This is a genomic window from Novosphingobium oxfordense, assembly GCF_044029435.1.
Lineage (GTDB): Bacteria > Pseudomonadota > Alphaproteobacteria > Sphingomonadales > Sphingomonadaceae > Novosphingobium.
In genome coordinates this window covers 3,441,351-3,453,730 of record NZ_CP147005.1, presented here as the reverse complement: position 1 = coordinate 3,453,730, position 12,380 = coordinate 3,441,351, and the positions used below count along the sequence as shown (strand labels likewise).

At 62.0% G+C, this 12,380-nt stretch carries 10 protein-coding genes and 1 tRNA gene; 2 read left to right on the top strand and 9 right to left on the bottom strand.

Going from position 1 to position 12,380, the window contains the following annotated elements; translation table 11 throughout:
- Positions 1 to 95: 95 nt before the first annotated feature.
- The 4 genes from WBP07_RS16495 to WBP07_RS16480 form a co-directional block, all read right to left on the bottom strand.
- Positions 96 to 1,691, bottom strand: coding sequence for a glycosyltransferase family 2 protein (locus WBP07_RS16495; RefSeq protein ID WP_395392680.1), 1,596 nt, complete (start codon positions 1,689 to 1,691; stop codon positions 96 to 98).
- Positions 1,692 to 1,866: 175 nt separating this feature from the next.
- On the bottom strand, positions 1,867 to 2,721 hold the full coding sequence (locus tag WBP07_RS16490; protein WP_395392678.1) for a hypothetical protein: 855 nt from the start codon (positions 2,719 to 2,721) through the stop codon (positions 1,867 to 1,869).
- Between the two features lie 125 nt (positions 2,722 to 2,846).
- Complete coding sequence (locus WBP07_RS16485; protein WP_395395819.1) at positions 2,847 to 3,725, bottom strand: hypothetical protein; 879 nt, start codon at positions 3,723 to 3,725, stop codon at positions 2,847 to 2,849.
- Between the two features lie 202 nt (positions 3,726 to 3,927).
- A complete protein-coding gene (locus WBP07_RS16480) occupies positions 3,928 to 5,232 on the bottom strand; it encodes a capsule biosynthesis protein (protein ID WP_395392677.1) in 1,305 nt (434 codons plus the stop codon).
- A 251-nt stretch (positions 5,233 to 5,483) separates the two neighbouring features.
- On the opposite strand from WBP07_RS16480, the gene WBP07_RS16475 reads away from it, so the two are divergent.
- Both WBP07_RS16475 and WBP07_RS16470 read left to right on the top strand, forming a co-directional pair.
- Entirely contained in the window at positions 5,484 to 6,977 is a 1,494-nt protein-coding gene (locus WBP07_RS16475; RefSeq protein WP_395392676.1) for an LTA synthase family protein, read from the top strand.
- 58 nt (positions 6,978 to 7,035) lie between these two features.
- The gene (locus WBP07_RS16470; RefSeq protein ID WP_395392675.1) at positions 7,036 to 7,809 is read left to right on the top strand and encodes a sterol desaturase family protein; all 774 of its coding nucleotides are present in this window, start codon (positions 7,036 to 7,038) and stop codon (positions 7,807 to 7,809) included.
- A gap of 988 nt (positions 7,810 to 8,797) precedes the next feature.
- Here WBP07_RS16470 and WBP07_RS16465 read toward each other — a convergent pair.
- From WBP07_RS16465 to petA, 5 genes are all read right to left on the bottom strand, one after another.
- Positions 8,798 to 8,871: transfer RNA gene (locus WBP07_RS16465), tRNA-Gly, on the bottom strand.
- Between the two features lie 104 nt (positions 8,872 to 8,975).
- Positions 8,976 to 9,512: an adenine phosphoribosyltransferase gene (locus tag WBP07_RS16460; protein ID WP_395392673.1), complete on the bottom strand. Its 537-nt coding sequence runs from the start codon at positions 9,510 to 9,512 to the stop codon at positions 8,976 to 8,978.
- A gap of 90 nt (positions 9,513 to 9,602) precedes the next feature.
- Positions 9,603 to 10,415 carry a cytochrome c1 gene (locus tag WBP07_RS16455; RefSeq protein ID WP_395392672.1) on the bottom strand — a complete coding sequence of 271 codons (813 nt, stop codon included), beginning with the start codon at positions 10,413 to 10,415 and terminating at the stop codon, positions 9,603 to 9,605.
- A gap of 28 nt (positions 10,416 to 10,443) precedes the next feature.
- Positions 10,444 to 11,739 carry a cytochrome bc complex cytochrome b subunit gene (locus tag WBP07_RS16450; RefSeq protein WP_395392670.1) on the bottom strand — a complete coding sequence of 432 codons (1,296 nt, stop codon included), beginning with the start codon at positions 11,737 to 11,739 and terminating at the stop codon, positions 10,444 to 10,446.
- Between the two features lie 23 nt (positions 11,740 to 11,762).
- On the bottom strand, positions 11,763 to 12,296 hold the full coding sequence (gene petA, locus WBP07_RS16445; protein ID WP_395392668.1) for a ubiquinol-cytochrome c reductase iron-sulfur subunit: 534 nt from the start codon (positions 12,294 to 12,296) through the stop codon (positions 11,763 to 11,765).
- Positions 12,297 to 12,380 lie beyond the last annotated feature (84 nt).

Here is a 12,380-nt window from a genome sequence, read left to right as displayed (position 1 = left end):
CCACTATCTTGGCACATCGCGATGCCGTCGAGGGAGGGCGGCAACCACCCCATCTGTTTGAAAATTCGCGAAATACGAATTTTGCGGCACGGGCCTTACGCTGCGTAGATAGTGAAATCCTCTGAATCTCGATCGAGTTGTGGATGGTGCAGCGGGTCGACGTAATGATCCGCCCCCCAGCGCTGCTGGAGAATCGCCAGTTCGACCGCATATTGTTCCCGGCGCCGGGCCGAAACATCCCTGGCCCGCGATTTCGATTCGTGATGCAGCATCACCGCCTGCGGAGCGTAGAGATTGCGCCATCCGGCCTGCTGCAACTTGAGGCACAAGTCCACGTCGTTGAAAGCGATCGCCAGTTGCACTTCGTCCAGACCGCCTACAGCGTCGTACTTGTGCCGAGCCAGAACGAGGCAAGCCGCTGTCACCGCGCTCACATATTGCGGCACGTGAGGATAACGGAAATACCCCGGCAGTTCGGGTCGCGAGAAACGATGTGCATGGCCCGCGGCCTGCTTCAGGCCGACAACCACACCCGCATGCTGAATGGAACCGTCATCGTAGAGCAGCATCGCCCCTACCGCGCCGATCTGCGGCCGCACGGCATGGCGCATCATCTCCGCCAGCCACATCCCATTCGTGACTTCGGTATCATTGTTGAGCAGACACAAATATTCGCCGCGCGCCTGCGCAACGGCAAAATTGTTGAGCGCCGCATAGTTGTAAGGATAATCGTAGCGCAGCACCCGCACTTCGGGCCGCACCTCAAGTTCGCGCATATAGTCGAGCGCGGCGGATTCCGTGCTCCCGTTATCGACGACAATGATCTCGAGGGGGGCGTAGGCGGTCCGTTCCAGCAGTCCGCTGATGCAGGCCCGCAGCAGCTTCCCGTGGTCACGCGTCGGCACGATGATACTGACCAATGGCGGAGGCGTGGGCAGCGGCCACTGCACCCGCAACGTGCCGAATGGTCCGGGATGGACTTCGACGCCATCCGCCAGCGCACGCCGAACGGCCAGCAGACGCTCGGCCTGGTGACCGTTTTCCGGGCTATCCAGCCGCAAATGCGCCTGCACATGGGGAACATGGACGAAATGCGCCCCTTCCCTCAGCCCCAACAGAAGCGCATAGACCGCGATATTGGCCAGATCGGCGTCGACAGGCGGCGCGCGACGGGCGATTTCGGCGCGGATGACGCAGGTAGGTGCAATGTAGTCCTGCGCCAGGAACATCTCTTCGTTCCATTGAGGCTTGAACCAGGGATGGATGCGTTCGCCGTTCGCATCCATCCAGTCGTGGTCGCCATAGAACAACTCCGCCCCGGGCGTGCCCTGCAAGGCCTGAGCATAGCGGTAGAGCGCCGTGGGGGGGAGCAGGGCATCTTCGCGCAAAGGTAGGATGAATTCTCCCTTCGCCTCTGCCACGCCGATCGCAAGCGCTTCTGCGGCATTCCCGGCCGCGACGGATGCCATACGTACGGCAGCACTGGGTTCGATCGTCAACCGGCCTGCGGCGGGAACGACGATCAGTTCCCAATGCGGATAGGATTGGCGATCGAGCATGGAGAGAATTTCCCCGAGCCTTGTCGCATCCGGCACCTCGGCTTCGTGCACGACGACGGAGAACAGCGGGCGCAGGCTCCATCCGGCCATCACCACCGAGGCCGTGGCCAGAGCGTGTTCCTGCTGTTCCACCGTTGCGATCCATGTCGCGTAAGCGTCCGGCGATTGGCCCCTGCTCAACCGCAGGCGATTGCGCGCGCGCACCTTGCGGCCGCGAACATACCAGTAAAGCGCGTCCAGCGCCTGAGGCGGGCGCTGTATAAGAACGCGCAGGAAAGCGGGCCAGAAGCCGATCGGCCGCGTATTCTCAGCCAAGATCAAGCACCTCGCGCCATATTGCACGCTGGGCAGTACGATCGTGACAGGGGGCCATAGAACGCGCGGCCTGCCGCACAAGTCCAGGCCATTCCGCACGGCGACCGACCGCATCCTTCAGCGCCGCCGCCCAGTCGGCCGGGTCCGCGGGAGCGGTAAGACAGCCTCCTCCGGCCAGATCGGCCAGGGGCCAGTCCTCCGGATAAAGCCCCACTGCGCCGACGATCGCGTGTTCGACGACCTTGTTGGCGGACCGCGCCACGTCGAACGGGGTGGGCTCCAAAGGGTAAAGCGCCAGATGAAAGCGCTGTCGCGGCAGCCAACGGCGATAGGCCGGCCAGCGCATCGGCGTCAGGCGGGCAATTCGGGGATGGCGGTTCGGAAGCGCGGGTGGCAGTTCCCTGCCGAAGCAGGTCAGATGGACGTCGGCAGATCCTTCCAACAATTCCGCCAGGGCGGGAGCCACGGCAGCGAAGGCCCCTGCATGACTACCGCTGCCCAAATGCGCGATGCGCAGCGGCGCTCCTCGCTCCAGCTCTGCAAAATGCCGGTCATCGGCGTAATCGAACGGCCAATAGGGGAATATCCGAAGCACTTTCGCGGTGATGCGCGGATCCTGCGCGAACAACCGAACCAGCGGCTCAGAAGGCACCAGCAACACATCCGCGCGTTCCAGCAACGCGCGATGGTACGCCTGGTCGAACTCCGCCAGGCGGCGCCGATAATCCGCCGGCAAGTCCGGGCTTTGCGCCGCACCGGCAATGTCGTCATCAATCAGGTAGACCAGACGCCCCGGCCAATCGAGCGCCCGGCACATCAGCGCATCCTTGTCGCGCCTGATCAGCAACAGGGTGTCTCCGGCGACGAAGCAATTGTTTCCCAGCGCCTTCACGCTCCCGCGTGACCACCGTCCTCCTATCCAATCCGAGCACGCATGCGCGAAGTAGAGGTCGGTTGTGGGCAGGCGCGCTATCATGATTCGGCGACGTACCGGCCGAATCCGGCAGCACGCCGCCGCGCCACATAGGCGATGGCCTGCTCTGCCTTCCAGTGCGCTCCATCGGTGGGATCGGCGTAACGTGCCTGCGCCACCAGCGCGGCATGGACCAGGTCTTCCACCCGGGCGTGCCCCCGCCGCACGGGTGGGGAGAGATGATCGTGCGTCAGGCCCCAGCCGGCATAGAATGGCATGCCGAAACAACGCACGGGCCGGCTCCAGAGCAACGCCTCGAAGCCGATGAGCGAAGTCACTGCGTAAACGCATGCCGCGTTGCGCAGCAGACGGGCCGGGTGGCAGCCATCCGCGATCAGCCGAATACGGGGATGCTGCAAATCCCGTGGCACAAGATTTCCGCGTTTCCGGTGCGTCAGCACATCCGGATGGATTTTGACGAGCACCGTGTGGTTCGGATTCTCGGTCAAAGCTGCATGAAGCATCGCGGTAAAGCTTGCCGCGTCCGCCAACCCGCCGATCACCGACAAGTCCCCGAGGCTTTGATCCGCCACCAGGACATAGTGTTCGGGAAGCGCGCCTTCGTAATCCAGCGCGTGGTTGTACTTGGAAATCCCACCGTCACGCCAAGCCGCTGCCAACTGACGCGCCCGCTCCGATTGGGCGCCATCCGCACCGGCGGCAATCACGCGCTCCATCCGCGAGACAACGCGGGCGTCGTAATAGACTCCGAGATCGTCGACGATCACCGAAAGGCTTGGCGCATTGCGCTCGAAAGAGCGAATGAAACCATCTTCCAACAGGGCAAGCGGGCGCCGCAGGATACGGGCGATCCATTCAGCACGGCGACCGGAACGCTTGCGCCCCCATCCGATCACGGCATGGGGCTGATCGGCCATGAATGTCCGAAGATAGGGTAGCCCGGCAAGACGCGCATTGGTCGGAATTATCATAGATGGCTGTTCTGTCTATCCGTATACAGCTATCCGGAGTTGCAGTGCCGGTGTCAAACGGACACCGTAAAGCCTTGCAAGTCCCGTTGTCCCGGAGTGAGCGGCCAAGGCCGGCCCCGCCTTTTGCACACCACCTCTAGCCAGTTCGTCAATACGCCGACGCAGAATGCGTCGGTTCTCGCTCCGTCGGCAACCTCCTGCCCTCAAAGCGCTCCACCGCATGACGTACGACGTTGGCCAAGGCATCTTCGGAGAAAAAGCCTCCAGGGATCAGGCAGCGGTCAACGAGCACGCGACGGAATGCCGCGAATGTTTGGGCATCCGGCGGGACTGGGTCTCGCCAGAAGGAATCCAGCCCACCCTGATATGTAATGTCGGGAATATCATACACAGCGTGCCCCAACGCGACTACCGGAACGCCCATGGAGAGGCCAAACGTCCCGCTCGTGCTGTTGATCGTCACGATCCCCCGTGCCTGCTGCGCAATGCAAACGATATCGCCCGACGGCAGGTAATCCACGCGATCTCCAACTCCGAACCGATCGGCAAGATCCGCCGTTTCCTGCTGCCAATCGCGCACCCCATTATCCAGCGGGTGTTCTTTCACCACCAAGCGCACATCGTTCGGTGCATAATCGGCAAACGATTCAATAATCAGGTGGAGGGCCGGAAGTATTCCTGCGAACGGTGAATGAAGGCGAATCTGCGCGTCGGAATCGAGCTGCAGCGGAAACAGGAAATAGGGTTCCTCGGACGCCTTCAGCCGCGCCAGAAGCTCTTCACCGAACGTATCCCGTTCCTTTTGACGACGTAGCTTGCGGAGCCACCCGACGCCTTCGACCACCGGATGCCAGGGACGATGATTATTCCAGTGCCGATAGTACCAGCGCGTGAGCACATCGGCAGCGTTGTACAGCAATCCCTCGGTCGCCCGGCGCCGAAAGGAGGCGGTAAACCGGGCGGGCTGTTCAATCGCGGGCAAGGCGGCGGCCGTTTCACGATACCACGCCGGGTCGCGAGGAAGCGAGGAATGTCCGTTCACGCCGCCCAATTCGAGCGTAACCCAATCAGGCCGGATATAACCCTCTTCGAAGACGTGCACCGGAATGCCCAATTCGCGGCAGATTCGGATCGCCGGCACGTGGTGGTCCCGGCAATCCCCGAAAAGGGTAACATCGGTAATATCGTGTTCACGAAGGAGGCTGGCGAAAGCCTGGGGCCACTCCTCCAGCGATCCGCAATAATCGATACCGTTGGGCAGGCCCCAGAACAGACGATCGCCGCCGTTGAAGTTGACCTTGAATACCCTGTGGCCGGCCTCCATCAGCCCTTGCCCGAACCGACGAAACAAGGGCCCCATCAACCCCTGAAGCATCAGGACATTGCGTTTTTGTACTTCCGCCAAGGAAGCCTCGTCACCGGGGAAAATTGGAGAGGCGTGAAGGTCCTGCATCGTAGAATGGGCGCTCCAAATGGCTTCCGAATTGCGGCGCAAAGCGCCTTGAAGGTTGCGCCCACGGCGTGAGGAATTTCCCGTCAAACCGTCAGTTCGCATCAATGAACACAGGAAGACCAACTTCCGCTCCCTTCAAGGACGGAGACGCCGGATGACAGCCTTGATACGTCTCGCTATCACCGCCTTTCCGCCCGCTGAACGGTGCTCAAACGGGGCTGGGCTACAGATCTGGTTTGCGCGGCAGAACGATGACGATTGACGAACTCACATTGGTAGCCCTTCCGCTTGGCTTCCTTCTCCTCGACGGTCTGATTCGTCCCAGGCGCGGCAGCATGCCGATTGATTTGATTCCACGCAGCGCTGCCGGAACATGGCTGCTGATCTGGATGACGGCCGCCCTGTTCGGCCTTTGTCTGATGTGTTGCGGCAATGTCTCAGTCTCTGCCGGTCTCGTTCTTGCAATGTTAGCCCTGATCACGGTTGCTTCTAACGCCAAGTACGCGATGCTCGGCGAACCGTTGCTTTTTTCGGACATGGCGCTGATCGGATCGATATTCCACCACCCACAGTTTTATTTGTCCGCTGTTGCCATCTGGCAACGCATCGTCGCCGGGTTCATTGCCGTTGTTCTTTTCGCATTGCTTGCTTGGCTCTTCGTGCCGGCACCGCTGCCGCATGCAATCGGACTTGGTCTGCTGGCGCTGAGTTTGGCGGTGCTTGCCGCCTCCCTAAAGTTCACCGCGATCCGCCGTCTTGCGCAAACCCCTTCGGCACACGCAGACGTGCTGCACCACGGCCTGCTCCCGACACTGCTGCTCTATTGGCTGCGTTGGCGCAAAAGCAGCAATCCCCCCCCATGCCGCGACGTCCCGCGAAGCGCGCCGAACACGTCGCCCGATCTTGTTGTCATGATCCAGTGCGAGAGCTTCGCAGACCCCGCCGAATTGTTTGTCGACCCCAGTCTCGCCCTTCCCGGGCTTGCCACCGCTCGCCAAAGCGCCTGGCAACGGGGGCGACTGCTGGTAAGCGGCTTTGGCGCCTACACCATGCGCACGGAATATGGCGTACTGTTCGGCCTTGATGAGGACGAACTCGGCTTCCGACGCTACGACCCTTTTCTCACCGCGACCGGCGATGCGACCTATGCCCTTCCAGCGCGCCTAAAGGCCGCCGGTTGGCGCAGCCTGTTCGCCCATCCCCACGACATGCGGTTCTATGGTCGCGATCGGATCATGCCGGCCGGCGGCTTCGACGAATTGGTGGGGGAGGATCGCTTTGCCCCTCCGGCGCCGCAGGGAGGCCGCTATGTAACCGATGCGGCCATGACCGAAGAGATCCTCCGCCTCTGCGAAACGGCCATCGGCCCCACTCTGATCTATGCGGTCACTATCGAAAACCATGGCCCCTGGGCGCCGGATGGGCATCCCAGCGGCGATCTGAAGCAGAGCTACTTGCGCCTTGTCCGCAACAGTGATGCCATGCTGGCCACGCTCATGGAACGCCTCGGCTCCATGGGGCGACCGGCAATGCTCGTCTTCTTCGGCGATCACCGCCCCAGCATCCCCGGCGCCACCGCCCCCGGCGAAGACCGCCACACCCCCTACGTGATCGTCCGCCTCGATGCTGCCGGCCAAATCGTTACGGGCGGCAACCGACAAGTGGATCTGACGCCGGCGGAATTGCATCACACCGTACTTACGACCGTGCTGGGTGAGATCATTCCCGAACCCGCCCATGCCTAAACTGCTGCCTGACTGGGGGCAATCCTCCAGCAGCTTGGAGATACGGTGGCATGAAGCCATGAACCGCGCCATCGGGCATGGTCCCCTGCAATTTTGGCTTGCAGAGAGCCAGAGGCATGACGGCGCCGTCGTGCACCGGGCCTGTAATGTTACCATCTCGGCCAGTTGTGGGTACTATTGGCTTGACAGTTCCTGGCACCTGATGCTCGAAGTTGATACGATGCCCGCGCTAGATCCTAGTCCGCAACGTATTCGCTTGTTCAAGAGCGAGAAGCTTGAACAACTTACGTTCATTTCTCCGCGCACATTCGCGGTGGCCTGGGCCATGCTGCTTCCTGCCATCGCCTGGGCGGGTTGGGGAGCGGTTGATCCACTGGCAGGGTGCGCCCGGGTCCTTGTCGGCCTAGCTGTGTGGACGCTTTTCGAATACGTCATGCACCGATACATGTTTCACTTGGAAACCGACGTGCCGATCCTGAAATGGTTCGTCTTCCTCATGCATGGCAACCATCACGACACTCCGAACGATCCCCTTCGCAGCCTCATGCCCCTTTCGGCCAGCGTGCCGATCGCGGCCACCGTCTGGGGCATCTTCGCCCTGCTGGTCGGCCGCGCGGGGACCTGGATTTTTCTGGGGTTCATGATCGGATACGTCATTTACGACGTGGTTCACTATGCCTGCCATCACTGGCCGATGCGGGGCAAGCTGCGCTCCGCTCTGAAGCGCCATCACATGCGCCATCATTATCTCGATGAGGGCGGCAACTATTCGATTTCAGCCATTTTCTGGGATAGTGTTTTCGGCAGCAAGATACGCTCGCTCAAGCGTTAATCCCAAAGCGGCGCCGGCCATCGCCGTCCTTCCCGTGACGGCTCGGAGGCCTTCGCCACCAGCAGGTTGGCAAGTCGCACATGGCTGCCGAAATCGAACCCCGACCGATCCTCCACCGCCGCGCCAACGCACTCCGATGTGCGGCGGAACCGAGCAATCATCACCTGGCGTATCGTGGGAGGCTATTTGGCCTTCTACCTGTTGATTATGGGATGGCCAGCTCCTTTCCTCTTCAGCACCGACATCATACCCGATGTCAAGAAAATGGGGCGGGCACATACCATAATCAACAACGCAGACTGCACGCCGTTGATCATGCAACTTCGGGCGAATGGGCACTCCGCAATTGGTTTGGAGAGCGCAAGCCCCCTCGCCCGTTCGTCAATGCATGTTCAGAATTCCTTTTCCTGGATAGTCCCCCCGACGGAAATGCGGCACCAAACTCAATGCCGGAACAGCAGGACATCAAACCGAAGGCGCCGCCACCAGGAACCACGGCAGGTGCAAAACCCGTGAGCGCAACCACCAGTCGAAGTGCCGAAGGGGCCGGGACGAAGCCCATTTCGAAGCCTCTATCTAGCGACACTCGGCTCTTGGCGATTCTTCGGAGCGCGGTCGAGGCGAGCGCTCGCGACGATGGATGGGCCTCTATGTCGGCAGCTGGCAGCGCAGCCAAACGGCAGCCCCCATCGACCGGGCAACTATGGCGTGAAGAACTTTCCTGCCCTGTTTGACGCCATGGGGCTCTTTGAGATTGTCAAAGCAAAGGGCGGCCGAAGCTATGTCGCCGACAAACGGAACAGGGAAAGGTCCAACCGTCCAAACACACTCTGATCGCCGCCTAAAGTCGATGGCACACCGACCGCGCATGCATCCCCCGGCACGGCAGGCGTTGCGGCGATGACGCCAGCAATCTGGAAGCACGCGTCCTACTTCCCGCCGCCGATTTGCAGAATTCGGAGTGCCGATATGCTCGCGATCGAGAAATTGGAGCGGGTAGCGGGAATCGAACCCGCATAGCCAGCTTGGAAGGCTGGAGCTTTACCACTAAGCTATACCCGCCCGCTCGACATCTGCCGATGGGGCTTGCGCCGCCAGAGGCAGGCGCTTGCCATGAGAAGTGGCGGCTCGTCAACGGTTCTCTTGTTAAAATTCGTGTGGATGCCTCAGTGGCCCTCGAAAGAGAGCAGGCCATCGGCCGCAACACCTGCGGTTCTGAGGCGTTCGGCGCCGCCCAGTTCGAACAGGTCGATCGCGAAGAGGGCGTGGTCCACGCGGGCACCGGCACGGCGCAGGAGCTCCACGGCCGCCAGAGCGGTGCCGCCGGTCGCCAGCAGGTCATCCACCAGCACCACGTGCTGCCCCTCGTGAACGGCGCCAGGATCGACCTCCAGCGTGTCTGTGCCGTATTCCAGCGCGTAATCGATGGCGATGACGGGCACCGGCAGTTTGCCCGGCTTGCGCACCGCCACGAAGCCCAGGCCGAGGTGGGAGGCGATGGCGGCGCCGAAGATGAAGCCGCGGGCCTCGATGCCGGCGATCGCTTCCGCGCCGGTTGCCGCGGCGCGTTCGGCCATCAGGGCGACGGCGGCGGTGAAGCCGGGCCCGTCGCCGATCAGCGTGGTCACGTCGCGGAACAGGATGCCGGGCTTGGGAAAGTCCGGCACGGTGCGGACGATCGCCTTGATCTCATCGAGTGTCATGGCCGAGGGACCTAGCCGCTACAGGTGACAAACGAAAGGCCCCGCCCTCCCTCGGGATGGCGGGGCCTTCGATTCACCGGTAAACCGACCTCAGTGCTTCTTGCCGGCCCAGATGTTCCGATAGGACATATAGCCCAGCACCGTGGCGAAGAGCAGGAAGCCCAGCACGGCCCAGCCGGTCTGCTTGCGCTTTTCCAGCTTCGGTTCAGCGGTCCAGATCAGGAAGGCCGCGACGTCGGTGGCCATCTGTTCCTTGGTCGCCTTGGTGCCGTCCGAATAAGTCACCTGGCCATCCGCGGTGAGCGGCGGCGGCATCGCGATGTTGAGGTTCGCGAAGTAGGGGTTGTAGTGCAGGCCGTCCGGCACCTTGGCATCGGGGAACTTGCGCAGCAGCTCTGCGGGCTGGTCACGATAACCAGTGATCAGCGAGCGGACGTACTGCGGCCCTTCATGACGCGCCTTGGTGATCAGCGAGAGATCCGGCGGCGTGCCCTGGCCGGCATAGACCACCGGCGGGAAATAGTCGGTGGCGACACCGGCGCGGGTTTCCACTTCGCCAGTCGCGGGATTGAAGACCGGAACCTGGAAGCCCTTGGCGATCGCCTTCACTTCTGGCTGGCTGTAGCCCAGCGCGGCCAGATCGCGGAAGGCGACGTGGCGGATCGCGTGGCAGACCGAGCAGACTTCCTTGTAGACCTGGAAACCGCGCTGGAGCTGCTGGCGATCGAACTTGCCGAACGGACCATCGCTGGCGAAGCTGTATTCTTCCGGCCCGATGTGGAATTCATGCTCGGCCGTGGCCGCGGGCGGCTCGGTGAGCTGGGTATAGGCGCCCTTGCCGAAGGACCACGCCAGGGCGACCGTGAAGAACAGCCCGACGAGGATCGAGAGAATGCGTGCCATGTCTTTCGTCTTTCGTTCCAGCTGTTGATCAGGCTTCCAGCGCGGCGGCGGGAGCGAGCTTGGCTTCTTCATCCGCGCCGAGGACAGCCTCGGTGATGGAGAAGGGCAGCGGGTCCGGCTTCTCGATGGCCGAGACGATCGGAATGATGATCAGGAAGTGCGCGAAGTAGTAGAGCGCCGCAAGCTGGCTGAGCATCACGTAGGGTTCCTGAGCCGGGGCGCCGCCGCAGTAGAACAGCACCGCCATTGCCGGGATCAGGCCGAAGAAGAAGAACTTGCGATAGAGCGGGCGATAGGCACCCGAACGCACCGGCGACTTGTCCAGCCAGGGCAGGAAGAACCATACGAGGATCGCGCCGAACATCGCCATCACGCCCATCAGCTTGGCCGGGATGAACAGGAAGTCCTGCGTGAAGGCGCGCAGGATCGCGTAGAACGGCCAGAAGTACCATTCAGGCACGATGTGCGCGGGCGTGCTCATCGGGTTCGCCGGGATGTAGTTGTCCGGGTGACCGAGGTAGTTCGGGAAGAAGAACACCATCGCGCAGAACAGGATGGCGAACACGCCGATCGCCCAGCCGTCCTTGGCGACGTAGTAGGGATAGAACGGAACGGTGTCGCTCTCGCTCTTCACTTCGACACCGGTCGGGTTCGACGAGCCGGGGATGTGCAGCGCCCAGATGTGCAGGATCACCACGCCCAGGATCACGAAGGGCAGCAGGAAGTGGAGCGAGAAGAAGCGGTTGAGCGCGGCATTGTCCGGCGCGAAGCCGCCGAGCAGCCACTGCTGGAGCGGTTCACCCACGAAAGGAATGGCCGAAAACAGGCCGGTGATGACCTTGGCGCCCCAGAAGCTCATCTGGCCCCACGGCAGCACGTAGCCCATGAAGGCGGTGGCCATCATCAGCAGGAAGATCACGACGCCGAGCAGCCACACCATTTCGCGCGGGGCCTTGTACGAGCCGTAGAAGAAACCGCGGAAGATGTGGATGTAGATGACGACGAAGAAGGCCGAGGCGCCGTTGGCATGCGCATAGCGCATCAGCCAGCCCCAGTTCACGTCGCGCACGGTCTGTTCGACGGTGTCGAAGGCGACTTGCGTGTTGGCTGCGTAGTGCATGGCCATGACCACGCCGGTCACGATCTGGAGGATGAGGCAGAGCCCCGCGAGGAAGCCGAAGTTCCAGAAATAGTTCAGGTTGCGCGGCACCTCGTACCCGCCGCCGACGGCGTTGTAGACGAGGCGCGGGATGGGAAGTTTTTCATCCATCCACTGCATGAACGGGTGGCTCGGCTTGTAATCCTTGGCCCAGGGAAAGCTCATTTTCGTTATCCTCTCGCTTCGCCTCAGCCGATCTTTACGACCGTGTCACTGGAGAATTCGTATGCCGGAACCTCAAGGTTCTTGGGCGCGGGGCCCTTACGGATACGGGCGGCGGTATCGTATGTTGAGCCGTGGCAGGGGCAGAAATATCCGCCGAACTCGCCGCGCGGCTCCCCTTCGCCGGCCCCCAGGGGAACGCAGCCCAGATGGGTGCATACGCCCATGGTGATCAGCCAGTTTTCCTTGCCGGCCTTGGTCCGCTCTTCCAGGGTCTGCGGATCGCGCAGCGTGGAGACGTCGACCTTGTTGGCTTCCGCGATCTCATGCGGCGTCAGATTGCGCACGAAGACGGGCTGTTTGCGGAAGATCGCCTTGATCGCCTGGCCGGACTGGATCGAGGAAATGTCGATCTCGGTCGAGGACGCGGCAAGCACGTCTGCCGAAGCGGACATCTGGCTGACGAGTGGGACGACCACCCCGACGCCTGCAATTCCCGCAGCGCTTACTGCGGCGATATTGATGAAATCGCGCCGGCGCACGCCGTCTGCCTCAGCCATGTTTGCCCTTGCCCTACAATTATTGACTTGTTTTTATCGACAACCCGCCCCGGCGCAATCCGGAGGCGAGCCCAGATCCTGACC

Excerpts from the sequence above, each read along its gene's own strand:
- WBP07_RS16485 (WP_395395819.1), bottom strand. The coding sequence starts at position 3,725 with ATGGCCGATCAGCCCCATGCCGTGATCGGATGGGGGCGCAAGCGTTCC.
- WBP07_RS16480 (WP_395392677.1), bottom strand. The coding sequence starts at position 5,232 with ATGCAGGACCTTCACGCCTCTCCAATTTTCCCCGGTGACGAGGCTTCC.
- WBP07_RS16475 (WP_395392676.1), top strand. The coding sequence starts at position 5,484 with ATGACGATTGACGAACTCACATTGGTAGCCCTTCCGCTTGGCTTCCTT.
- WBP07_RS16470 (WP_395392675.1), top strand. The coding sequence starts at position 7,036 with ATGAACCGCGCCATCGGGCATGGTCCCCTGCAATTTTGGCTTGCAGAG.
- WBP07_RS16460 (WP_395392673.1), bottom strand. The coding sequence starts at position 9,512 with ATGACACTCGATGAGATCAAGGCGATCGTCCGCACCGTGCCGGACTTT.
- WBP07_RS16455 (WP_395392672.1), bottom strand. The coding sequence starts at position 10,415 with ATGGCACGCATTCTCTCGATCCTCGTCGGGCTGTTCTTCACGGTCGCC.
- WBP07_RS16450 (WP_395392670.1), bottom strand. The coding sequence starts at position 11,739 with ATGAGCTTTCCCTGGGCCAAGGATTACAAGCCGAGCCACCCGTTCATG.
- petA (WP_395392668.1), bottom strand. The coding sequence starts at position 12,296 with ATGGCTGAGGCAGACGGCGTGCGCCGGCGCGATTTCATCAATATCGCC.